Here is a 23,634-nt window from a genome sequence, read left to right on the forward strand (position 1 = left end):
AAAAAACCTCCTTGTTTAAGGAGGTTTTTTTTTATTCCCTTATCTGTTCAATTTGTTCTATTCCCTTCTCAATATTGAATTGATCCTTTGGTAAAAACCCTTTGGTAATAAGGACTAAACCACATATGATCAATATAATACCCAGGATTTTCTTTATTCTAGAAATTCTTTTGTAGGTCAATTTACGTTTCAATTGCTTGGCCAATAAAATCTTGAAAATATCAGTTGTTAAATAGGCTCCGAGCATGGCAGCAAAGAAAACTACAATACGATTGGGATCATTGTTCAGGCTCGGACCGACCACAATAATAATACCCAACCAAAAAACAAGTACACCAATATTGATGAAATTCAACAAAAAACCTTTGACAAATAAACCAAGATAATCGCTCTTCTTGGTTCTAAATGCCGGTTTATCTTTTTTAATATCGGTCTTAAAGTATGTTGTAATACCATAAACCAATAATATAACGCCACCAAAAACATAAAGACCGGGTTGGTTGCTTAAATTTTCCAACAATTGAAAACTACTGAAATAAGCCACCGTCAAAAAAAGAACATCCGCAAGGATGACCCCTAAATCAAAGGACAAAGCTGCCCTAAAACCTTTTACCGCACTGGTTTCGAGAAGAACAAAAAAAACAGGCCCAATCATAAAGCTTAACAAAAAACCCAATGGAATCGCTGCCTGAATATCGTCTAACATCTGTGCCTTTACATTCTAGTTATTATACCTCCAAATACAGTTTTCTCCTCCATTTTTTTAGGATCACCATAAACCAATACCTCACCACCCGCCTTAACGGATGCCTTTACATAGTCCGTGGCATAAATCTCTGCCTTGGAACCGGCATTCACATTAATGGTCGAAAACTTCGTAATCAAATCCTTTCCCTCATAGACACCTCCGGTATTTATGGCTACATCCTGTAGGTCCGCAGTACCCGAACTTTTGATAACCCCTCCGGTAACCGCTTTTATCAACAACTGTTCAACCTGGGCATTGATATCCAATTCACCACCTTCTTGTGCCTTAAGCTCCAAAACATCCTGGCTAATAGCCTCTTTGGAGTAGATTCTAGCATCTTCATTGACATCGACCACTACCAACTTATCGGTATAATATAAATCGATGAACGTTCTATAACCACTGAATATCTTGGTGATCTGCATACGTATCTTCAACACTCCCTGATTATTGACAATAACCACGTTATCGGTATTCGCACCAGTTATAACAGCCTTGTTTTCAGTTGATTTTATCAAATTAACAGATAAACCATCAAATGCCTTCAATTCTGAAAACGGCTGTAAATCCTGTGTAATTTTATTGTCTTGTGCTACTGTTATTTGACAAACAAAAACGAGCAACACAAGCCCAACCAAATTTTTCATTGTTTTAGTTTTTAGGTATTTTCTTACTAACTTAAACAAATTCTATTCCAAAAAACGATTTTACTCGTTCTTTCCGATGAGTGAAAAGTCAAGATGACGTTTTATTAGATCTGTGTTTTTTACCATTACAACAACCTCATCCCCTAATTGATATGTTTTCTTGGTACGTTCACCAACAATAGCATATTCCTTTTCATCAAAGATATAATAATCACCTTTTATATCGCGAATCCGAACCATTCCTTCGCACTTGTTCTCAATGATCTCTACATAGATACCCCATTCGGTAACCCCAGAGATAACTCCCACAAATTCCTGGTCTTGATGGTCCTGCATAAACTTAATCTGCATGTACTTAATGGAATCGCGCTCCGCATTGGCCGCCAAACTCTCCATATCCGAGGAATGCTTGCATTTGTCCTCATAGATTTCCTCCTTGACCGATTTACCATTATCCAAATAATGCTGTAACAAACGGTGTACCATTACATCGGGATATCTTCGAATAGGTGAGGTAAAATGGGTATAATAATCAAAGGCTAAACCGTAGTGACCGATATTATCGGTGGTATAAATAGCCTTACTCATACTACGGATTGCCAAAGTATCGACCAAATTCTGTTCTTTTTGGCCTTTCACATCCTCTAAAAGCTGGTTTAAAGACGCACTGATCGATTTTTTATCCTTAAAGTCAAGCTTATGTCCGAATCTTGATATAATGGAATTCAAGGCTATTAATTTATCCTCATCGGGATCGGCATGGGTTCGGTAAACAAACGTCTTCTTAGGTTTTTGTTTCCCAATGAACTCTGCCACCTTGCGATTCGCCAACAACATAAATTCCTCTATCAACTTATTGGCATCCATAGCCTCCTTGAAATAAACACTTTCAGGCTCATTGTTTTCATTCAAATTGAAACGAACCTCTACCTTATCAAAGGAAATAGCGCCTTGGTCCATTCTTTTGGACCTCATTATCTTGGCCAACTTATCCATGGTAAGGGTAGCTTTTACAACCTCTTCGGAAACCGAGTAGGCTTTACCCCTAATCGATATTTCAGTGGGTATATCACCATTACCATGCTCAATAATGTGCTGGGCTTCCTCATAAGCAAAACGCTCATTGGAATCTATAACGGTTCTACCAAACCACTGGTTTTGTATCTGAGCCTTGTCATTGAGTTCGAAAATGGCAGAAAAAGTATATTTTTCCTCATTGGGACGTAATGAACAGGCATTGTTTGATAATACTTCAGGCAACATGGGAACCACCCTATCTACAAGGTATACGGAAGTAGCCCTATTATAAGCTTCTTCGTCCAACAGGGTATCCGGTTGTAAATAATGGGAAACATCGGCAATATGTATCCCTATTTCGTAATTGCCATTATCAAGTACTTCAAAGGATAAGGCATCATCAAAATCCTTGGCATCCTTAGGGTCAATGGTAAAGGTCAATACCTCTCTCATATCCCTTCTTTTAGCTATTTCCTCGGATTTTATAGAGGTATCCAGGGTATTGGCATACTGTTCAACCTCAGAAGGAAATTCATAAGGCAAGCCATATTCCGCTAAAATGGAATGTATCTCCGTTTGATGCTCCCCTGGTTTACCCAATACATCGATGATGGTACCAAAGGGGGAATCGGTATTATCGGGCCATTCGGTAATTTCAACAACTACCTTATCACCATTTTCAGCGCCCTTTATCTTATCTTTTGGAACGAAAATATCGGTATACATTCTAAAATCAGAAGGTCTTACAAAGGCAAAGGTCTTTTGCATATCAACAATACCCACAAAATTGGTTTTGTTGCGTTCAACTACCCGTGTAATCTCCCCTTCCAGTTTTTTACCCTTCCTTTTTGGAAAAATATAAACCTCGACAGTGTCTTTATGAAAGGCCTTATTCAATTTATTGAACGGAACAAATACATCTTCATCTATTCCATCTACAATAATATAGGCATTGCCCCTTCCTGTAATATCAACCCGACCGGTATGGTAGGTTTTGGTTGAGGGTAAAGCCCTATAATGGCCTCGTGTCTCTTCTATAATTCTCTTTTTTTCTTTGAGTTGGGTAAGTCGTTTTATCAATTGATTGCGCTCATTCGCATCAGTAACGCCGATTCTTTCGGCAATTTGTTTATAGGTAAAGCCTTTTTTAGGGTCTTTTTCAAGTACGGTAAAAATTCCTTTAGTTATTTCGTTTATTCTATGGTTTCTTGCTTTCTTATTATTCTTTGACATTAAAATTCTATTTGGGTTGAAAATTACAAATTATAATCCATTACCTATATCTATTAACCTTTCTTAAGCTTTATTTCACATTAATTAAGGTTATCAACATATATATCATACAATCCATTTTTTCTTTTATAAATTTAAAACAAAATGATGTTTATTATAGCTTGTTAATAGTGGTTATAAAAAAACGTTTAAAAAATAGGTTTGCACCCATAAAACAGTTTATCGACAACTTATCACAACATACTTTCATTATTTATCAGATGATTATAAATCTTATCAACGATTATTGATAACCTATTTCAACATTGATTTATTAATAAGTAAATGTATATTTATTGTTAACTACGAAAAGATTTAACTTAATATCTTCCTGTTATTTTCTTAGAAGTAAATTCTTTTTTTAACGTAATGTTTTGTAAGACGAAAAGGAAAGGTAATAACAAAATTTAAATACCACTTTTTTCAACTTAATTATTAACAAGTTAATAAGGGATATTAGGAAGATAATAACAATGTAGTTTTACATACAATATAGTATAAACGTGATCGGTCCATTATTATTGTGAATAACAATGTATTTGTACATTTGTACAAAATATATACGATAACCATGAAAATCTCTATAGGTAACGATCACGCGGGAACAGAATATAAATTGGCTATAATCGGACTTTTGAAATCTATGGATATCGAAGTTACAAATTATGGTACCGATGGTGCGGATAGTGTTGATTATCCTGATTTTGTGCATCCTGTGGCCCAAGATGTTGAAGAAGAGAAGGTTGATTACGGAATTATTATTTGTGGTAGTGGCAATGGCGCTTCAATGACGGCAAATAAACACCAAAAGATTCGATGTGCCCTATGTTGGAACAAGGAAATAGTCCAATTGGCAAGGGAACATAATGATGCAAATATTTTAAGTTTACCAGCAAGATATATATCCTTACCACAGGCATTGGATATGGTCAAAGTATTTTTAAATACGGATTTTGAAGGGGGTCGACATGAAAGACGTATTGAAAAGATACCTTGTTCATAGTAAGTACTTTTGTATTGATTATATTTTGATGGATTCTTTTCATTTACCCTATTATGGCACATAATCACGGACACTCACATGCACATACAGACTTAAAGGGAAAAAACCTCTTAGTATCTATATTTCTCAATATCATTATCACTGTTTCCCAAGTCATAGGAGGGTTGATTTCGGGAAGCTTGTCCTTGTTGTCGGATGCATTGCATAATTTTAGTGATGTTCTATCCTTGATTGTAAGTTATGTGGCTACCGCGCTTTCAAAAAAGGAAGCTTGTACCAATAAAACATTCGGTTATAAACGGGCAGAGATTATTGCCGCTTTTGTAAATGCCGCCACGCTGGTAATAGTGGCTATCATTTTGATCAAAGAGGCTATTGAACGCTTTATGAATCCTATTGCAATCGAATCGAATTTGGTTATTTGGTTATCTTTATTAGGCATCGCTGCCAACGGCTTCAGTGTGTTATTATTAAAAAAACATGCAGATAGCAACATGAACATGAAATCTGCGTACCTACACTTATTGACCGATATGTTGGCTTCTGTAGCCGTACTCATCGGGGGTCTCTTGATGAAATTCTATCAAATGTATTGGGTGGATCCGGCGTTGACCTTGGCGATTGCCCTTTATCTCATATTTATGGGATATGATTTACTTAAGGAATCTACAAGGGTACTCATGTTATTTACCCCAAGTACCATTCATGTTCAACAAATAGTAGAGACCATTAATAAAATCGATCCCATTAAGAATGTCCACCATGTACATATTTGGCAATTGAACGAGGATGAGGTGCATCTTGAGGCCCATATAGACTTTCTAAAGGATATAAAACTTTCGGAATTCGATGTCATTTTAGACAAAATTGAAGATGAGGTATATCATAATTTTGGAATTAACCATGTTAACATCCAACCCGAATTCGGAAAGTGTGATGCCAAACAAATTATAGTACAGGATTGAAAATGAACATTTCCATTAAAAATTTCGAAGCCCTTACATTGGAAGAGTTATATGGTATTCTTCAATTGCGCTCCGAAGTTTTTGTGGTTGAGCAGGATTGTGTTTATCAAGACTTGGATGGTAAGGATAAAAAAGCGCTACATATTATCGGGACCAAGGATAATACAATAGTCGCCTATACCCGAGTTTTCAAACCTGGCGATTACTTTATTGAAGCCAGTATCGGCCGTGTAGTAGTCAAGGCATCCGAACGCCAATACGGTTATGGTTATAATATCATGATGGCTTCGATAAAAGCTATCCAAGAATATTTCAACGAGACTACCATTAAGATCTCAGCACAGACCTATCTTAAGAAATTCTACAGTTCCCTCGGTTTTAAGGAAATAGGGGATGGCTATTTGGAAGATGGTATTCCGCATATAGGAATGCTAAAAGACTAATATCACAATTAGATACGAATGGGTGATTTGTTGGAAAGATTAATATCCTCCAACATAGTATCCGTAAATTTATAATGTCCTTTGGTGGTGATGATCCGAAACCGATTCGATTTTAAACGGCTTAAAGTATCCAAAAACAACCATTTGGACTTCAAAAGCAATGGTTTTTCAGATTTTAGACTGATTTCAAAAATATACTTGATGCCATTTTTAAGGGCTACGATGTCCGGGGTTATTTTTACACCACTTTCTTTTCTAATATACGATTTTGGGGTTTCGTATCCCTCCATATCGGCTTTGATATTTTCAAAACCGGTGGCTTCCAAATGATGGATGGATTTTTCCAAAAACTCCTTGTTTTCTATTTTTTCTACTTTGATCATCCTTGAAAATAGCAGAAAAATCTTATAAAAACAAATTTTAAGCATTGATTAACAATGTTTTATGTTAATTAACACCCGTATTTTACCTACAATGCCGTTTTGGTCGTTTTTTGGTAATCATTAGTGCGATATGGACTTACCATAAAGGATTTTAATTGATCAAAATGGTCTTTTTGAGTCGAATATCCTCAGAGGAACTACCAACCATTATTTCAAATTCGCCAGGTTCTATCTTGTACACCATATTCTTGTCCCATAGTCCCAATTCTGTGATGGGAATACTAAAATCAATGCTAATGGTATCAGATGGGCGTATGTTCACTTTCTTGAATTCTTTCAAAACCTGAATAGGCGTGGTAACAGAACTTATCTTGTCATTAATATATACCTGAACGACTTCTTTTCCTGTCATTTTCCCCGTATTTTTAATATCCATTGAAACCTGAATGAACTCGTTCTTATCCAATGTGGTGTTCGCAACCTTCAAATTGGAATATTCAAATTGGGTATAGCTCAACCCATGACCAAAAGGGAAAAGTGGATCTGGTGAGGAAAACACATAATCCCTTCCCGGTTTTTCTTTGGTTCCCCGTTGGTGATAAAATCCCTTTCCCGAGGGTTTGGTATTATAAAAAGTGGGTACATGTCCTACACTTTTCGGTACCGATACCGGTAATTTACCTGATGGATTCACCTCCCCAAACAACACGTTGGCGATGGCATTTCCACCCTCTTCGCCAGGGTACCAAGCCTCTATAATCGCAGGAATATTTTCTTTTTCCCATGCAATGGAATAGGCACGCCCATGAACCATAACCAATACTATCGGTTTCCCGGTTTCATGTATGGCCTTAATCAATTCCGGTTGAATACCAGGGGGTGTTAAGGTGGTTCTATCAAAACCTTCACCTGAAGTTGCAAAATCTCCGGGAATCTCTTTTCCCCACCCAATTCCCGATAAGGTCATGCTGGTACCACCAATCACCAAAACCACTACATCACTTTGCTCCGCCGCTTTTACGGCAGCCGGTATATTGCTGTTATCGAGACCGGTAATGGTACACCCTTGGGCATAATTAACATTAATGGTATTGTTTACATAATTTTTTATTCCCTCCAGTATGGTTACACCAGAGGCATTATCCTTGGTGGCACTGTAATCACCATATTGAACTTGATCGGCATTGGGACCGATGACGGCAATGGAGTTTACTTGGGTAACATCCAAGGGCAATAGTTGATTTTGGTTTTTTAGAAGGATTATGGATTCTTCAGCAACTTCACGTGCAAGGTTTTTCGCTTCTTGGGTGTGAACCAAGTCGGATACTTTTTGAGGTGCGGTATAGGGTTTATCGAATAAACCAGCCTTGAATTTTGCGGTTAGTATGTTACTAACGGCTTGATCGATCAATGTGCTATCGATCTTTCCGGTTTTGACCAGGTCTGCCAATTCGGAAAACGCATAAGGTTTTGGTGCTTCAAGATCAATACCGGCCTTTATGGCTTCAATGGCGGTTTCAGTCTTATCATGGGTAACCTTATGAAAGTGCTCCAACATCCATACGGCCTCATAATCGGAGAACACATAGCCCTTAAAACCCAATTCCTTACGTAAAATGTCTTTCATTAGGTATTCGTTGCTATGCATCGGAATCCCATTGACTTCATTATAGGCAGGCATTACGGAATAGATATTGGCTTCCTGTATCACTTTTTTAAACGGATATAGGTGTAAATCCCTTAAATCCCGGGGACCAACATTATTGGGCGCCAGATTGATACCCGCAATAGGGGTGCTATAGGCCACAAAGTGTTTCGCCGTACACATAAGTTTATGGTCAGGAATACGGTTTTTTGTAATCTCGGGGTCACCCTGCATACCAATAACAAAGGCTTTTCCCATTTCCGCAACATGATAGGGGTCCTCCCCATAACATTCTTCAACCCTTCCATATCTTGGGTCCCGGGCTAGATCGAATAATGGTGATAAAGCCTGATCTACCCCGGAAAGACTCGCTTCGTAGGCAATCTGGGTACTCATTCTTTGTATCAATTCGGTGTTCCAAGTACTTCCCTGTGCAATGGCTTGTGGAAAAATGGTAGCCCCAAAGGCCAACTGCCCATGCAGGCATTCCGCAATTTGAATGGCTGGTATGCCCAATCTTGTTTTATTCCGAAGATAGTTATCCGCCGCTTCAGAAAGTTTAGCGATTTGGTCTACCCCAATGAACGGACTCTCCAAACAACCAATGCTTTGTCCGTGGAATAAGCTATCCAAAGAACTCGGACTGACTTTTTCATTTTTGTCGAATCCCAAGGAAGATAAGCTTAACATCTGCATCTGTGAAATTTTTTCCTCCAGGGTCATACGGCCCAACAGATCCTTGACACGGAGATCCACGCTTAGGGCGTTATCCTTATAAGGTGCATTTTGTATCGGTTCTTGTGAAAAACAAGCCGTAATAAGGCCCAAGCATAATACCGTTGGGAAAATTGATCGAATGAAACGTATGGGCATTCTTAAAGCTGCTGGCATAGTCTTATTGTATGTTAATATTTTGATGTGTAATAGATGTGGTACTTGAAGTCTAAAAGTAGCGAATTAGGTTGGAATTCCATTTAAAAATACCTTGTGAACAACAGTAATCCAATTATATTGAAGTGACTATACCGTTCAATTGTTTTTTATTTCCTGAATCCAAGGTGTTCTTAAGAAATTGCTACTAAAAACTATTGATCAAATGATTCTAACAGGGCCTATGATTCCCATAGGATAATACTCCTGATTCCTTGTCCAATTTTGAGCTACCTTATTATCCTTGAGGCTTTTTAAATAATTCCCTGTAATGGTGGTTAGTTTTATGGTTAATTTATTTTGTCCATCCTTAAGCATATTTTTAACATCATATACATGACTACCATACCATCGGGTTCCAATCCACTCGTCATTCAATGTAAGCTCGGAAACCCCTTGTACATTTCCAAGATCTATATATTGGTATTTATCCTTGTCGATGTTTATTGTTTTCTCATAAACGACCTCACCCGCAAAGTGTTTCGTTTGCTTAATTTTAAGCAAATCCGTAAGGGTTGTTATTTGTAGTTGTTGTTTTTCACCATGGATGGGATAAAGTTTTAACTGCCATTCCCCTGTAATATCTTTTCCATCTTTATAAAAATCAAAGGAAGGTAGGGCTTCTGTTGGACGATTATTTTCAAAGACGATCAAAATGGAAGTGGCACGCGGAATTTCCAAGGCCAATTTATTTTGTGCCCCATTGGTTTTACAAGGTTTTCTTTCACCGGTTTCAGGATTCCATATCCAAGGGTAAAGCGTTTCTTTTACCTGGAATTCAGCATTTACACTGATATGATCGGATAAACCGGTATTGGCGATAAAGAAAATAGGATGTCCGTCTAACAAGTAGTTCGACTGGCTTAGGTATTTGTGGGTTTTATCAAATTTGACATAAGGTTTTAGGCCTATCCCATTTTGTAATTTCCCATACCAGGCGATAATATCCTCATCGGGCCCCGGATACTTAAAAACATTATCGGCGTGATCTTTCAACACCTTGGTGATATGTCCGGCTACTTTTAGATCATCCTCCTTTCCACGGATAAAGGATGGGGATTTATAAGGTGTTTTATTGATAAAGACAATTTTGCCCCCTGCAGCGGCAAAAGCCATCAAAGATGCAGCGGTGGCAACCTCCAATGTTTCAATCCCGGGTAGGAGTATGGTCGAATAGGAACGCTCCCCGTAAACCATATTTCCATCTTTGAATGTGGCTTTTTGAAGAATGTTTTCACTGATATAATCGCATCCCCCACCATTTTGGACAATGGCTTCCCATAGGTTGTTTTGGTATTCGGGATACCATTTTTGGGGAAAGGGATCTCGCTGTGGCCCGATTTTCAGCCAAAGGTCCGTTAAAGGCTGAAGAATGGCAACATTTGCCTGTGGAACGGCATTTTGAAACAAATGGGATAAACGGCTCTTATAGTCAGCCCATTTTTTAAAATAGGGCCACCATGTATTCCGTTCATTGAAATAAGATCCGTAACGTATCCAACCAGGAAATTCAGCTTCTGGGGGGGAGTAGTTGAAACCGTGTAAAATGGAGTGGTTGACCCCAGAAATATTACTTTGGTCACCAGCTATCTTTATGTTTTCAAGTGTAGCCATAAAGGCCATTTCAGTGTTTGTCATTTCCTCACAACCCACCAGTTTTTTTCCAGCGAGAACCGCACCGGAAGAAACATACTTATTGCACATTCTTGGTGCCCGACCGGATAATCCTGTATTGGGATATTCCCTTCCCACATCCTTAAAAAGCCATGTTTCACATTCAGGAATATCGACACCCATACTTGCTTCAAGAGGGTGCATGCCACGACCATAGGCCTGCATTCTGGATTTAACGTTATTTTGATGGCACCACGTGTTGAAAGTGTTTATAAAACGTTCTTTAAAAAGTTCTATCCTTGTTTTATAAAAGTCCAATTCAACCCGTTTAATTTGGTCAACCACTGCTTTTGGAAATACAGTGCCATACTCTTCGTCAATCGGGTTTCCCATATGCCCAACTTTTTTCAGTACAAAAGGAAGATAAGGCTCTAATGCATACCCTCTTCTTTTTTGAAATTCCTGGGGTAGATCATCATTCCAGTTGGCACCTTCAAGTTCCATGCTATCACAAAACATGGCCCTGATATAAGTACCCATATTACCTATTTTCCCTGTAAGTATATTGGATATTCTGTTGAGGTATGCCTCAATCGCTATTTGATTATAATGGTTCAAAACAGGGCCTGAAGCGCCGGGGGCACCATTGATTACGGCCATGTAGCCGGTAAGTTTGATTACGTAATACAGTACATGATCGCCCTTTGGGACATCCACTTCCAGAAGGTCATTGTCAATATAAGGCATCATGTTTTCGCCTTCTATAAATTCTTTTGCATTTTTTGGAAGCAATCGGACCATAATGAGGTCCTTATATACGGTTTTGTTCTTTGAATGAAGATCGGGATCCACTTTTGCCAACATATCCGATACGCTGAAACTGTGTTTGCCCCCTTTGATGGCAATTGTCCCAATGGTGACCATTTGGGATTGCTCTTCTTTTTTTAGGAATTCACCCCCAAACGGCCAACCAGAACCAACAATCATATCACAGACCATTCCACGTTCCTTGGCACCTTGTAAAGCGGTATGCAACATCGTTAACCAGTCATCATCAAAAATGGTAAGTGCTTTATAACCAAGGGGGTCCGTATTAAAGGGAAATGCAATAGGATTGATTTCGACGCCCCCGATTCCGGCCGATTTCATTACGTCCAACTCCCTAAGAATTTCTCCCTTTGAAAGTCGGTTGCCATTCCACCACCAACGCACAAAAAGCTTGGCATTGATAGGTGGATTTTGAAATTCATTGAAAAAGGTATCTAATGGATTTGATTTGAAAACCGGTGAACCTGTCCCCCATACCGAATTCATAAAACACATACCCGATGTGGTTAAAATACTGTTTTTAACAAACGTTCTTCTTTTCATTCAAATAAAGGGGTTAAGATTCATCTTACACAACAAAAATATGCAAGGGCTAAAACGTAATAAATATAATGATTTATACTGATAAGGATTGAAGCCACTAAGCTAAAAATAGCACCAATGACACTGATTCCCCAATGTCGTTTAAACCAGAAGAATTAGGTGGGCATAATACCCTTTGTGTTCCCCAATAATTGGATTTAAAAGTAGGGTTGGACAACCATAATGAATGGCACAAAAATTTCATAGGGAAAGGTTCGTTCATCATCTGCTGTAATGATATTCGGAATTGGGTGCATGTGGGAGTTAAAATGTAATTGATCGACCCTGTGGTTTGTAAAATAATCAAACGAAACGTTTGGCAATACCGTTTTCAATCAAGAAATCAAGCTTTAATATCAGGTTAAAAGGCTTTTCCGCCTTGTTTTGGGTCGATGCATAAAGGTAGCCTTCCGAGTGGGAATCCAGTTCGCTTATTTTGATCTTACCATGTTTACCATGGGCTTTTTCCCAATAAATTTCCAAGCGGCTTTGGGAGAGTTTTCGGGTCGTTAATAAGTCGAGAAGTTTGGGACGGTTCACAAAGGTGATCTTACAAGAGGTAAAGGTTTGGGGCTCGTCAGCATAGATGGCCGTAACCAAGGCATAGAAATCTGTTTTCTTAGAGGGATCGTACAACCACCCTGGTTTTGTTTTTCCGTTTTTTTGATAATTGATTTCAAAGGCGAAAGTGGGTAAATCGTCGTTTACATAATCCAATTGGGCCTTCTCATCAACAAAAAATGTCTTTTGGGTGTTTTTTTGAATCATGATCAGGTCAACACCCCTGTGTTGAAGGTTTAAATCGGATACCCGTTTAAAACCGTAATTTTTCAAGTGGTTGTGATACATCGAATCCAAAAGGATTGCAAGTTGTTTCTCTTTCTGCAAATCACTTTGAAAATGACTTTTATCACCCACGATTTAAATGTTGATTTTACCGAACAGTGTTTTACCGATTTGTTCAACCACACCAACTACTAAGGCATTGCCCATAAAAAATGCCCGTTTGGTATCCGAAATACCCTTGATTTGGGTATGGTTGTCTGGGAACATGTTCAAGCGTTCCAGTTCCATAGGTGTCAAACGACGAAGTCCTTTAGGGGTCTTTACAACATGTTTGAACCTAGACGGACTCTTACCCCCTTCACCGGTAATAATGGTCCGTGAGGCATTGTCCAGAGCATCTGGGAAGATCATACCGCCTTCGCTATAGTTGTATTCAAAACCATTTTTTGCAGTTCTTACTTCCTTTTTGGCCCCTTTTAAATATTCCCATTTAGGATATTCATCGGACGGAATATAAAAATCCTCGGTCACCTCGCCATTTTGAAGCACATCGGCAAGCACTGTCCGTGGCCCGTCATAATTTGGATGGGTCTTTGCCGTAAAAACGTCTCCATTGATACTGGCCCCTGTATTGCCAAAAGGGGATAACTTTTCACCTTGATTGAATGTTTCGGAAATTTCAACCAAGTCCCCCTTAATGGTAAATTGATTATAGTTTTCCAAGGTGTTTTGAACAGGAAATGCATTGGCTATGGTACCCTGTTGGGCAATCCAATCTTTTTTGTCCGCTTTTTTCAATGCTTTATATAAAGGGGTTGATTTATGGTAACCCAAGAAAAATATACGTCTACGACGTTGGGGCATACCATAATCCGCAGCATTGATTACCCGCCACTCCACAGCATAACCCAAATCGTCCAAACTTTTGAGCATGAGGGCAAAATCCCGGCCTCTTTGGGTTGAGGGTGATTTTAATAGGCGATCTACATTTTCAAGGAAAAGGTATTTAGGCGGCGTTTTTTTCTCCGATAGGATACGATGTATTGACCACCACAACACCCCTTTCTTACCTATAAGTCCTTTGGAATTCTGCAAGGTCGTTGCCACGGAATAATCCTGACAGGGAAAACCACCTACTAAGATATCAGCATCGGGAATATCCTTTGTTTGGACTTCTGAAATATCCTCATTACAGTGGTTTTGACCGCCAAAACGGGCCTCATAGACCATGGAGGCATGTTGGACTTTGGTTGAGGGTTCCCATTGGTTCGACCAAACAACCTCGTAATTACCTGTATGCTCAAGTCCCAGGCGAAAACCGCCAACACCTGCAAAAAGCTCTATGACCTTTAATTTTTTCATTGTTGGCTAAATTAGGGAAAAACAGGATAAAAGTATAAAGCAATTGTTCCCCCATGGTAGTAACCTTCCGGAAATTGGAAGGATAAAAATCATTAATTGTCTATTTTTGAATAAAATTTCGATGTATGGATTTTAGACGTGTTTTGAACTATGTTCCCTTGCTCTTATTGGTATTACAGGGATGTAAGGAGGATAAGGTGCCGATTAACCTATTGCAAAATCAAATTGATGAGATTGGAAAAGAGGTTGCCCCGGACAAACGGGTGGCACTTTTTGATATAAAGGCGATTAAAGACAACGATACATACATTTTAAAGGGGGAAAGCAATCTACCCAATGCCATTGAAGCCTTAAAAACGAGGTTGTCGGCTGAAAACGTTGATTATATTGATAGCATCCAATTGTTACCGACTAAGGCGCTTGAGGGGAAAACACAGGGAGTCATTACGATTTCCGTGGCCAATCTACGCAGCCAACCAAAACACTCCGCCGAATTGGCTACCCAGGCCACTTTGGGCACGCCCGTCAAGGTTTATAAAAAGTCCGATGGTTGGTATTTGATACAAACACCGGATCAATACCTTTCATGGGTCGATAGTGGCGGTATTCAATTAATGGATTCCATTTCGGCAAACCAATGGCGGTCTTCCGATAAAATCATATTCACAAAGACCTACGGGCATACATATGCAACAACCGACGTAACTTCACAAGTGGTTTCCGATATGGTGGCTGGGGCAGTTCTTGAAAAATTGGGAGAAGACAAAGGATTCTACAAAGTGAAATATCCAGATAGTAGAATCGCATATATTCTTAAGGGTGAAGCACAGGATTATAATCAATGGTTACAGGATTTGAACCCAACCACCGACGCCTTGGTGGAGACATCCAAAAAATTAATGGGCGTACCTTATCTATGGGGCGGCACCTCTACCAAAGGGGTTGATTGTAGCGGATTTACCAAAACCATCTACTTTTTGAACGGTATGGTCATTCCAAGGGATGCTTCCCAACAGGTCCATACAGGGAAATCCATTGATTCACTAAAGAATTTTGATGATCTTGTAAAGGGTGATTTGTTGTTTTTTGGCCGAAAGGCCACCGACTCTACCCCGGAAAAGGTAGTACACGTGGGTATGTGGATTGGCAATAATGAGTTTATCCACTCTTCCAATATGGTACGTATCAGTAGTATGGACCCTAAGGCCCCAAATTTTGATGAATGGAATCTGAAGCGTTATTTGCGTACCAAAAGGATTTTAAAGGAAGAGGAGGACGGATTGATCAATTTGGCCAATACCCCGATTTTCAAGGATTGAACAACCGTATTCACTGACAACGCTAATCGAAATACTTTTTCAATAGGTGTTTCACAGCGGAATAATACGATGTTCCGAATAAATTTAAATGGACCAACAGGTAATAGAGTTGGTAAATATCGGTGCGTTCCTTGGCGCCATCAATCCCAGGAAAATGCTCCGAATAAGCGTCATAAAATGAGGTTCCAAACCCTCCGAAAAGTTTGGTCATGGCAATATCCACCTCATGATGGCCGTAGTATACCGCAGGGTCTATGAGATAGGGGAGTCCATGGGTGTCAATACAATAGTTACCACTCCATAAATCCCCATGAAGTAATGCGGGTTTTGTATGGGTAAAGAATTGCTGACATCCTTTGACAAGGCTATTTTCGGTAGGAATTTCATCAGGACCCAATAGGCGTTTTTCCCTGGCCGTTATGAGTTGGGGCAACAAACGCTCTTGAACATAGAATAGGGACCAGTCCGGGTGGTTTTTGTTCGATTGTGTTAAACTTCCAATGTAATTGTCCTGTTGCCATCCAAAAGAATCTCCCATAGCTAGGGAATGCATTGCCGCCAATTGGTGGCCAAGGGTTTCGAAGTCCTTGGAATCTGCACTTTTAGAGGCAATAAATTCCATTAAAAGATAAGAAATGCCCTCGTGTTGTCCACAAGCGAGTATTTTGGGTACACCTATGGTTTTGGTGCGCTCAATGTGTTCAAGTCCGGCTTTCTCCATATTGAACATATGCAATGCGCAAGGACTGTCGTTCACCTTGCAGAAAAACCGTTGTGTTTGGGTGTACACCCCAAAAGCCTTTGATATGTCACCTCCTAGGACAGCTTCGACTTTTAGGACCTTGCAACCCAAAATTTGGCTGATATGTGATTTAAAAGAAGAAGACAGCATTGCTCCCATATATACTTTTAGGTCAATTTACTTTACAGTAAGGAAATCCCGGATGTCCTTTGATAGTTTTATCAAATCAGGTTCATGAACATACATCATATGTCCGGCTTCATAATAAGTCATGGTAACCCTTTCCTTTACGATTCCGTTTCTGGAAAAAGTATATTCGGCATCAAAAAAGGGAGTGATGAGGTCAAAATATCCACTGGCTACCAAGACCCTCATTTCAGTATTTCGTCTCATGGTTTCGCCCAGTGCCCTGGAAACATTCACAGGGGCTGGTTCCCAATAACTACCATCAGGTACGGTTCTCCAACGCCATTTACTTCCTATCTTATCATTAGAGGTTAAATAGGGCCTATCCATATCCACTTTTAGTGCAGAAGCGAAATAATGGTTCAAGGCAGCTGTATATGCCGAGCTGATTTGATAACTGGAGGCATCGCCCAAATGCGGCCCTTCTGAAAGTTTATCAGCTTCGTCCCCCATAAACCGACCGTCTAAGCGGCCTATCGACAGGCCTTTATCGGCCAATAACTGCTTTTGAAAACGATGCATTAAGATACGCAGGTCCGATCTGAGGATATAATCTTTATCCAGCCCAATGAAATAAGACATTTTTTCGGCAATCGAATTTTTCTCCTCATGGGTCAATAAGTTACCCTTGTATAGGGCAGGGGTGTAGACGTTATATGTGAATTTACGGCACTCCTCAAGAAAATCCTCCAGGTCTTTGCCTTGTCCCGCTTTCTTATGATACCATGCTGTGGCCGCCATACTGGGCAAATAGGTAACATAGGAGGTAATGTTATTGTGTATGGATGTGGAACCGTCATAATCCAGGGCTTGGGATATTAAAATAAGTCCGTTCAAGGCCATGTTCTGTCCCCCTCCTTCCAAAGCCTTGCCCACTGCAGCAGCCCGTGTGGTGCCATAACTCTCACCGGCAATATACTTGGGGGAAAACCATCGCTGGTTCTCTGTGATCCATAGTCGAATGAACTGTGCCACCGAGGCAGCGTCTTCCTTTAATCCCCAGAAGTCTTTTTCCTTGCCCTTACCAACAACACGGCTATAACCCGTACCTACGGGATCGATAAAAACCAAATCGGTAAGGTCTAATAGACCGTGTTCATTGGTTTGTAAATCATACGGGGCGGCACCGTCATCCTTTTTGGCATCGGAATCGATTTTTACGATTTTAGGACCAAATAATCCCATATGCAACCAGACCGATGCAGAACCCGGACCCCCATTGAAAACAAATGTTACAGGTCTTTGGGCACTATGGGTTATGCCATCTTGGGTATATGCTACGGACCAAATGGTCGCGACCGAATCGCCTTTTTCACTCTTTAGGAAGGTTTCTTTAGCGGTGGCCTTGTAAGAAATGGTTTTGCCACCAAAAACCCCTTTATGGTTCGTAACAAATGATTTTGGTACAGGAATGGGTTTGGGGTTTGATTTTTCTTCTTTTGTTTGGGCAGCCATAGAAAGATGGCATACAATGACAAGGACAAGCACTAATTTTTTCATAATCTTAGTTGGAATGGGTGGACGTAATCACATTAAATACGGTTATGGCTTTTATTCGGTTAAAGGTGTTCATCAATGCCTTTACAGATTTAAATGTAATTAATCATTACCGATTTTTTGCTGTTTTAGCCATTGTAATGTGGCACAGCTTGTTTTATCGACTAAAGAACCAGACTAAATTTGGCATATCCCATGGATTGGACAGGGAATCATTTTGAATCAATCTCTTGTCATAACCCATGGTTTATCACAGCTATGGGTTTGTTGTTGTTCACGGTACTTTAAGATAGTTCATTCCTATTTCAGAGGAAGGTATTCGTGCTGTTTTGTAAATGGAATCAAAGACACGCCCTATGGTGTTATTGTAGAATACCTTTGTACTTGTTTTCATTGGACAACAATTCCTTGGCAGCCAGTATGGCCTCGTCATGGGTTAAATAGTAGGTAAACAATCCTTCTCTATAAAAATACCTTTTAATGATTTCGTCTTCCAATTTTTTCTTGATCTCTTTATGGTACTTATCCAAGGCTATGATTTTGCTCTTTTCAATCTCATTCAACAAGGAGGTATAGTTTTCTTGAACGGCATCACCCAAAATATCATCATTATCGACGGTCATAGCTTCTTTGAGTGCCTTTTCGGTTTTTGTTTCGTAGGCAAAATTACTTTGGGCCACAAAGGTTTTGAAAGCATTGAAATCGGCATCTGAAAAAGTAAAATCACTCAAACGCTCAAGGGAATTCGAATAATGGTAGTTTGTGGCGTAATCGAAAATCACGTTATTTTCGTCCAAGGCCTTCAATAAGGAATTCGTATTGAGTTCATCAATCAGAATATCGGGCAATACACCACCACCATCTTGTACTTTACGGCCGTTCCTTGTTTTAAATTCGTTGAAGTGTGTTTGTCGAACGGCATGGCCATTTTCATCCCTATTCCAATAATCCAAAGATTGTATACACCTTCCCGAAGAGGTATAGTAGCGGCTTATAGTCACCTTCAATTGGGTGCCATAGGTGAGTTTTAGAGGCCTTTGTACGAGTCCTTTTCCAAAACTCCTTGCCCCCATAATCACTGCACGATCTAAATCCTGAAGGCTTCCAGAGACGATTTCACTAGCCGAGGCACTATTACCGTTGACCAAGACGACCAAGGGTATTTCAGTGTCTACCGGTCTGTTTTTGGTCCTGTATTCCGAGTTGAACTTTTTAACCTTCGATTTTGTAGTGACTATTAATTCCCCTTTGGGTACGAATAGATTGGTTACATTGATGGCTTCGGATAATAGGCCCCCTGGATTTCCACGTAGATCCAGAATGATTTTTTCAGCCCCTTTTCCTTTTAGGTCAAGGAGTGCATCCTTGGTTTGTGAAGAGGCTTTGGCATTGAATTTTGCTAGAACGATAAACCCTGTTTTGTCGTCTACCATGTCATAGTAAGGCACGGCATCGACTTCAATGGCCTCACGCTTTATGGAGGTGGTGTTGATCTTACCCTGTCTTTTATAAGTAATGGCCACTTCAGAATTATTGGCCCCCTTAAGAAGTTCGCTGGCGTTGTCATCAAAATCCGCAACATTGATATTCCCGATTTTAACGATTTCATCCCCGGCCTTTAGTCCGGCCTTGTCCGCAGGGTAATCCTTGTAGGGTTCAATGACCAATAGGCGGTCATTATACGAACGCACCAATGCGCCGATACCCGAGTATTCACCGGCATTGTTGATTTTGTAGGCCTCTACATCCTGTTCATTCAAGAATTTGGTATAGGGATCCAATTCGTTCAACATATTCTTGATGGCGGTGTCCATCAATTCAGCTGGATTGGTTTCATCCACATAGTTCATGTTCAACTCCTTGAATAGGGTAGTGAATATCTCTATCTGTTTTGCTATTTCGAAAAAATCGCTTTTGAAACCACTACCAACGAGTAAAAAAGTAATCGCCAATACGGGGATCAGCACCTTTTTTTTAATCAACTTTTGCATTATCGATTTTTTTTATAAATTTTTGAAGTATTGTTTGCATGCCCTTTTCAACCACCGGATAACTAGGCATTTCCTTCCCAAGGTATAAAATTAGAAACGCAAAGTTTCCCTCACTATTGTTAAAAACAAGTTGTTTGTTAAGACGGTACGATTCACGTAATAACCTTTTTATGCGGTTTCTCTGGACTGCACTCTTAAATTTTTTCTTAGGAACAGCCACCCCGGTTTTAATCCGGACATCCATGGGGGAATCCAATTCCAAATAAAGCAATTTCAAGGGATAGCCGTTGAGGTGTTTCCCTTCTTTAAAAAGTCGTTCAATCAACTTTTTACTCTTTAATTTTTCTTTTTTCGGAAATGAAAAGTTATGTTTTATTACGTTGTTTGTTTTAATGATGTTATGCCTAAATAGGGAAATCCCCAATTTATATATTCGCTATGGCATATTTTATGCCCTACTGCAAAAGTAAAGAAAAAACACTGTAATGGTTTTTATGACAATTGTCATTTGCCTTCAGCATAAAAAGGTTCTATCTTGTATGGAATAATACCTATTTTAGAATAACTTGCAGACTTTAATACAATATAATGGGAGAATTGAATGTTGAGAAATTAATTGGCAATCCTAACAAGGGATTGTACTTGAAACAGCTAATGGCTGATATAAAGGCATTGGAGTTGATGCTCGAGAACGACATGTTCGAGAAGGACATTTCCAGAGTAGGGATCGAACAGGAATTTTGTTTGGTCAACGAGGAATGGGAGCCTGCCAAGAATGCCGATAAAATACTGGAAAAGTTGAATAAGAAGTATTTTACTTCTGAGTTGGCCCTATATAATCTGGAGATTAATATGGAACCCGTGGAGTTCAAGGGGGAATGTTTTTCTACGTTACATGGCAAATTGAATGAGCTCCTCGATCAGGTACAGGAGGTTGCAAATGAAAACAACACTAAACTGGTACTTACGGGTATATTGCCCACCATTAGGACAAAGCATCTGAAATTATCCTATATGACTCCTTTAAAACGATACCAAGTTTTGAATGAGGCCATTACCGAGATTAGGAAAAACGATATTGAATTGCATATAAAAGGTGTTGATGAGCTGAACCTTAAGCACGATTCTATACTTTATGAAGGTTGTAATACCAGTTTTCAGACCCATTTGCAGATAGACCCCAATGATTTTGCCGATACATACAATTGGGCGCAGGCCATTGCCGGTCCAGTATTATCCATTTGTACCAATTCGCCTTTATTGATGGGTCGGGAGCTATGGGAAGAATCCCGGATTGCACTTTTTGCACAAAGTGTCGATACCAGGGCCAGTACCTTTATAATGAACGAAAGGGAATCAAGGGTAGGTTTTGGAAATGAATGGGCACAGGGATCGGTAGTCGATTTCTTCAAAGATTCCGTGATTCGCTTTAGAAGTATACTTACCTCCGATTTTGAGAACGATAGCCTTACCGAACTGGAGCAAGGGAATATTCCAAAATTAAAGGCATTGAAACTGCACAACGGAACAGTGTATAAATGGAATAGACTATGTTATGGGACCACCAATGGCAAACCCCATATGCGATTGGAAAACAGATATTTGCCCTCAGGACCCTCTACGGCCGACGAAATGGCGAACATGATGTTCTGGGTTGGTCTTATGAAAGGTAGGCCCAAAGAGTTTGATAATGTTCATACCATAATGGACTTTAAGGATGTTAAAAGTAACTTCTTTAATGCCGCCAGGTACGGAATGGCCGCCCAGTTTTACTGGAACAATACATTAATATCGAGCCATGACCTTATCCTGGACCACCTCTTGCCAATGGCCTATAGGGGATTGTACAGTATGAAGGTTGCCCCTAAGGATGCCGAGCATTACTTAAAGATCATCAAACATCGGGTACAATCAACCAATGGATCACGTTGGATGGTTGAAGGATTCAGAAAACTAAAGAAAGATTATAAAACCACCGATGCCTTAAAAATATTGACTGCGACCATTTATGAAAGGCAGCAAAAAGGGTATGCCATCGATGCTTGGCAGTTACCAAGAGGGGATGAGTTCAAGATACCCAAAGAAAACAGGAAAGTGGGTGAACGTATGAACCTTAGAACCATTACGGCACAGGAGAATGACAGTTTGGAGCTTGTATTGCGTATGATGCAATGGAAAGATATCCATCATGTACCGATTCTGGATAATCACATGGATCTTGTAGGACTACTCACTTGGACCGATGTTGGCAAGTATTTGGACAGCCCTGAAAATCACGGTGAGAATATTCAGAATATCATGAAACGTGATTTGGTTACGGCAACTCCAGCCACACCTTTGGAAGAGGCCAAAAGCCTTATGCAGACCCATAAGATCAATTGTCTGCCGGTAGTACGGGGTAAGAAACTTGTTGGTATTATCACCTCCAAAGATTTTTGACCTATGATCGATACCTGGAGCCCCGAAGCAGAGATAAAGACCAAACGTTTTATAGGTCATATCCGGGGAGAACACCCAGGACCGACCTTGGTTTTTTTCGCGGGAATCCACGGGAATGAAAAGGCTGGTGTAACTGCCCTAGAAAAGGTTCTCAATGAACTCGGAAAGGGGGCATTTACTTACTATGGAAGCATTTATGCGATAAAAGGTAATTTACCGGCCTTGCAAGAAGGTAAAAGATATCTGGATAAGGATTTAAATCGTATTTGGACAAAGCCCGAAATCGAAAGCATCAAAGAGCGTGATACTAAAGATCTTCTGAATGAGGAGAAAGAATTACTGGAGCTCCATATGCTGGTTCATGGTATTTTGGAGCATGAAAAGGGACCTTTTTATTTTATTGATTACCACACTACGTCCAGTAAAACCCTGCCCTTTATTACCATTAACGATGCATTGATCAATCGAAGGTTTTCCAAACTTTTCCCGGTTCCCATTGTTTTGGGCATTGAGGAGTATTTAGACGGGCCCCTATTGAGTTATATCAATGAAAAAGGGTATGTTTCATTAGGGTTCGAGTCTGGTCAGCACACCGAGGAAATGGCCATAAAAAATAGCATTGCTTTTACTTGGTTGGCCATGGTTTATAGTGGTTTTTTGAAAAAGGATGAAATCAACGGATTTAAAGGCCACTATGAACAACTTCAAAAATCCGCAACAAGCAACTCCAGTTTTTACGAAATCATTTATCGGCATCATATTGATGATAATAAGGATTTCAAGATGATGGAAGGTTTCCATAGTTTCGAGGAAATTATTGAAGGAACTCCCTTGGCCATGGAAAAAGAAGAGTTTATCAAAGCAGAAAAAGACACCATAATCTTTATGCCGTTGTACCAACAAAAAGGGAATGATGGTTTTTTCCTGATCCGAAAATTACCGACTTGGGTGCTTAAACTATCGGCCTTTTTTAGAAGAACCAAGATCGGTAACCTATTGCATTACCTTCCTGGACTTTCTTGGGCCAATAAGGATAAGGAATCGTTATTGGTCAATACGAAGGTGGCCCAATTTTCGACAAGGCCGTTTTTTCACCTTTTAGGCTATAGGAACCGCGTATTGGACGAAACCCATATTGTGATGAATAATAGGGAGTTCAACGCTAAAACCGAGATGTACGGAAACACTTGGTGGTATAGGATCACAACCCGGAAAACCCGGTGAATCCCATAATT

Annotated in this window: 18 protein-coding genes; 6 read left to right on the forward strand and 12 right to left on the reverse strand. The window is 39.7% G+C overall.

What is annotated here, in order from left to right:
* Positions 1 to 31: 31 nt before the first annotated feature.
* Genes LX92_RS01195 through rnr form a run of 3 tightly spaced genes read right to left on the reverse strand, consistent with a single transcriptional unit; the run spans position 32 to position 3,645 of the window.
* Positions 32 to 706: a LysE family translocator gene (locus LX92_RS01195; RefSeq protein WP_109648449.1), complete on the reverse strand. Its 675-nt coding sequence runs from the start codon at positions 704 to 706 to the stop codon at positions 32 to 34.
* An 8-nt stretch (positions 707 to 714) separates the two neighbouring features.
* Positions 715 to 1,395 (reverse strand): head GIN domain-containing protein, encoded by a 681-nt coding sequence (locus LX92_RS01200; RefSeq protein ID WP_109648450.1) that lies wholly within the window; start codon positions 1,393 to 1,395, stop codon positions 715 to 717.
* 60 nt (positions 1,396 to 1,455) lie between these two features.
* On the reverse strand, positions 1,456 to 3,645 hold the full coding sequence (rnr, locus tag LX92_RS01205) for a ribonuclease R (RefSeq protein WP_109648451.1): 2,190 nt from the start codon (positions 3,643 to 3,645) through the stop codon (positions 1,456 to 1,458).
* A 610-nt stretch (positions 3,646 to 4,255) separates the two neighbouring features.
* On the opposite strand from rnr, the gene rpiB reads away from it, so the two are divergent.
* The 3 genes from rpiB to LX92_RS01220 are packed head-to-tail and all read left to right on the forward strand — an operon-like array spanning position 4,256 to position 6,095.
* Positions 4,256 to 4,687 (forward strand): ribose 5-phosphate isomerase B, encoded by a 432-nt coding sequence (gene rpiB, locus LX92_RS01210; protein WP_109648452.1) that lies wholly within the window; start codon positions 4,256 to 4,258, stop codon positions 4,685 to 4,687.
* Positions 4,688 to 4,740: 53 nt separating this feature from the next.
* Complete coding sequence (locus LX92_RS01215) at positions 4,741 to 5,652, forward strand: cation diffusion facilitator family transporter (RefSeq protein WP_109648453.1); 912 nt, start codon at positions 4,741 to 4,743, stop codon at positions 5,650 to 5,652.
* Positions 5,653 to 5,654: 2 nt separating this feature from the next.
* Positions 5,655 to 6,095, forward strand: a complete 441-nt coding sequence (locus tag LX92_RS01220; protein ID WP_109648454.1) for a GNAT family N-acetyltransferase — start codon at positions 5,655 to 5,657, stop codon at positions 6,093 to 6,095.
* A gap of 8 nt (positions 6,096 to 6,103) precedes the next feature.
* Here LX92_RS01220 and LX92_RS01225 read toward each other — a convergent pair whose 3' ends face one another.
* From LX92_RS01225 to dcm, 5 genes are all read right to left on the reverse strand, one after another.
* Positions 6,104 to 6,478: a hypothetical protein gene (locus LX92_RS01225; protein ID WP_109648455.1), complete on the reverse strand. Its 375-nt coding sequence runs from the start codon at positions 6,476 to 6,478 to the stop codon at positions 6,104 to 6,106.
* 151 nt (positions 6,479 to 6,629) lie between these two features.
* A complete protein-coding gene (locus tag LX92_RS01230; RefSeq protein ID WP_109648456.1) occupies positions 6,630 to 9,014 on the reverse strand; it encodes a glycoside hydrolase family 3 N-terminal domain-containing protein in 2,385 nt (794 codons plus the stop codon).
* Positions 9,015 to 9,215: 201 nt separating this feature from the next.
* A complete protein-coding gene (locus tag LX92_RS01235) occupies positions 9,216 to 12,038 on the reverse strand; it encodes a glycosyl hydrolase (RefSeq protein ID WP_109648457.1) in 2,823 nt (940 codons plus the stop codon).
* A gap of 342 nt (positions 12,039 to 12,380) precedes the next feature.
* The gene (locus tag LX92_RS01240) at positions 12,381 to 12,995 is read right to left on the reverse strand and encodes a hypothetical protein (RefSeq protein WP_109648458.1); all 615 of its coding nucleotides are present in this window, start codon (positions 12,993 to 12,995) and stop codon (positions 12,381 to 12,383) included.
* 3 nt (positions 12,996 to 12,998) lie between these two features.
* Complete coding sequence (gene dcm, locus LX92_RS01245) at positions 12,999 to 14,225, reverse strand: DNA (cytosine-5-)-methyltransferase (RefSeq protein WP_109648459.1); 1,227 nt, start codon at positions 14,223 to 14,225, stop codon at positions 12,999 to 13,001.
* 125 nt (positions 14,226 to 14,350) lie between these two features.
* Between dcm and LX92_RS01250 the strand changes: the two genes are divergently transcribed.
* On the forward strand, positions 14,351 to 15,544 hold the full coding sequence (locus LX92_RS01250; protein WP_109648460.1) for a C40 family peptidase: 1,194 nt from the start codon (positions 14,351 to 14,353) through the stop codon (positions 15,542 to 15,544).
* A gap of 22 nt (positions 15,545 to 15,566) precedes the next feature.
* On the opposite strand, the gene LX92_RS01255 is transcribed toward LX92_RS01250, so the two are convergent.
* From LX92_RS01255 to rnpA, 4 genes are all read right to left on the reverse strand, one after another.
* On the reverse strand, positions 15,567 to 16,445 hold the full coding sequence (locus LX92_RS01255) for a fructosamine kinase family protein (protein ID WP_223308301.1): 879 nt from the start codon (positions 16,443 to 16,445) through the stop codon (positions 15,567 to 15,569).
* A gap of 18 nt (positions 16,446 to 16,463) precedes the next feature.
* On the reverse strand, positions 16,464 to 17,972 hold the full coding sequence (locus LX92_RS01260; protein WP_109648462.1) for a S10 family peptidase: 1,509 nt from the start codon (positions 17,970 to 17,972) through the stop codon (positions 16,464 to 16,466).
* Positions 17,973 to 18,331: 359 nt separating this feature from the next.
* On the reverse strand, positions 18,332 to 19,960 hold the full coding sequence (locus LX92_RS01270) for a S41 family peptidase (protein ID WP_109648464.1): 1,629 nt from the start codon (positions 19,958 to 19,960) through the stop codon (positions 18,332 to 18,334).
* Positions 19,944 to 20,384 (reverse strand): ribonuclease P protein component, encoded by a 441-nt coding sequence (gene rnpA, locus LX92_RS01275; RefSeq protein WP_223308302.1) that lies wholly within the window; start codon positions 20,382 to 20,384, stop codon positions 19,944 to 19,946. Before rnpA ends, LX92_RS01270 begins: the two co-directional genes overlap by 17 nt.
* 164 nt (positions 20,385 to 20,548) lie before the next feature.
* Here rnpA and LX92_RS01280 point away from each other — a divergent pair, with 164 nt between their 5' ends.
* Positions 20,549 to 22,399 (forward strand): CBS domain-containing protein, encoded by a 1,851-nt coding sequence (locus tag LX92_RS01280; RefSeq protein WP_109648465.1) that lies wholly within the window; start codon positions 20,549 to 20,551, stop codon positions 22,397 to 22,399.
* A gap of 3 nt (positions 22,400 to 22,402) precedes the next feature.
* Entirely contained in the window at positions 22,403 to 23,623 is a 1,221-nt protein-coding gene (locus LX92_RS01285) for a succinylglutamate desuccinylase/aspartoacylase family protein (RefSeq protein ID WP_109648466.1), read from the forward strand.
* Positions 23,624 to 23,634: the final 11 nt, after the last annotated feature.

Source organism: Maribacter polysiphoniae, from assembly GCF_003148665.1.
Classification (GTDB): domain Bacteria; phylum Bacteroidota; class Bacteroidia; order Flavobacteriales; family Flavobacteriaceae; genus Maribacter_A; species Maribacter_A polysiphoniae.

Excerpts from the sequence above, each read along its gene's own strand:
- LX92_RS01195 (WP_109648449.1), bottom strand. The coding sequence starts at position 706 with ATGTTAGACGATATTCAGGCAGCGATTCCATTGGGTTTTTTGTTAAGC.
- LX92_RS01200 (WP_109648450.1), bottom strand. The coding sequence starts at position 1,395 with ATGAAAAATTTGGTTGGGCTTGTGTTGCTCGTTTTTGTTTGTCAAATA.
- rnr (WP_109648451.1), bottom strand. The coding sequence starts at position 3,645 with ATGTCAAAGAATAATAAGAAAGCAAGAAACCATAGAATAAACGAAATA.
- rpiB (WP_109648452.1), top strand. The coding sequence starts at position 4,256 with ATGAAAATCTCTATAGGTAACGATCACGCGGGAACAGAATATAAATTG.
- LX92_RS01215 (WP_109648453.1), top strand. The coding sequence starts at position 4,741 with ATGGCACATAATCACGGACACTCACATGCACATACAGACTTAAAGGGA.
- LX92_RS01220 (WP_109648454.1), top strand. The coding sequence starts at position 5,655 with ATGAACATTTCCATTAAAAATTTCGAAGCCCTTACATTGGAAGAGTTA.
- LX92_RS01225 (WP_109648455.1), bottom strand. The coding sequence starts at position 6,478 with ATGATCAAAGTAGAAAAAATAGAAAACAAGGAGTTTTTGGAAAAATCC.
- LX92_RS01230 (WP_109648456.1), bottom strand. The coding sequence starts at position 9,014 with ATGCCAGCAGCTTTAAGAATGCCCATACGTTTCATTCGATCAATTTTC.
- LX92_RS01235 (WP_109648457.1), bottom strand. The coding sequence starts at position 12,038 with ATGAAAAGAAGAACGTTTGTTAAAAACAGTATTTTAACCACATCGGGT.
- dcm (WP_109648459.1), bottom strand. The coding sequence starts at position 14,225 with ATGAAAAAATTAAAGGTCATAGAGCTTTTTGCAGGTGTTGGCGGTTTT.
- LX92_RS01250 (WP_109648460.1), top strand. The coding sequence starts at position 14,351 with ATGGATTTTAGACGTGTTTTGAACTATGTTCCCTTGCTCTTATTGGTA.
- LX92_RS01255 (WP_223308301.1), bottom strand. The coding sequence starts at position 16,445 with ATGGGAGCAATGCTGTCTTCTTCTTTTAAATCACATATCAGCCAAATT.
- LX92_RS01260 (WP_109648462.1), bottom strand. The coding sequence starts at position 17,972 with ATGAAAAAATTAGTGCTTGTCCTTGTCATTGTATGCCATCTTTCTATG.
- LX92_RS01270 (WP_109648464.1), bottom strand. The coding sequence starts at position 19,960 with ATGCAAAAGTTGATTAAAAAAAAGGTGCTGATCCCCGTATTGGCGATT.
- LX92_RS01280 (WP_109648465.1), top strand. The coding sequence starts at position 20,549 with ATGGGAGAATTGAATGTTGAGAAATTAATTGGCAATCCTAACAAGGGA.
- LX92_RS01285 (WP_109648466.1), top strand. The coding sequence starts at position 22,403 with ATGATCGATACCTGGAGCCCCGAAGCAGAGATAAAGACCAAACGTTTT.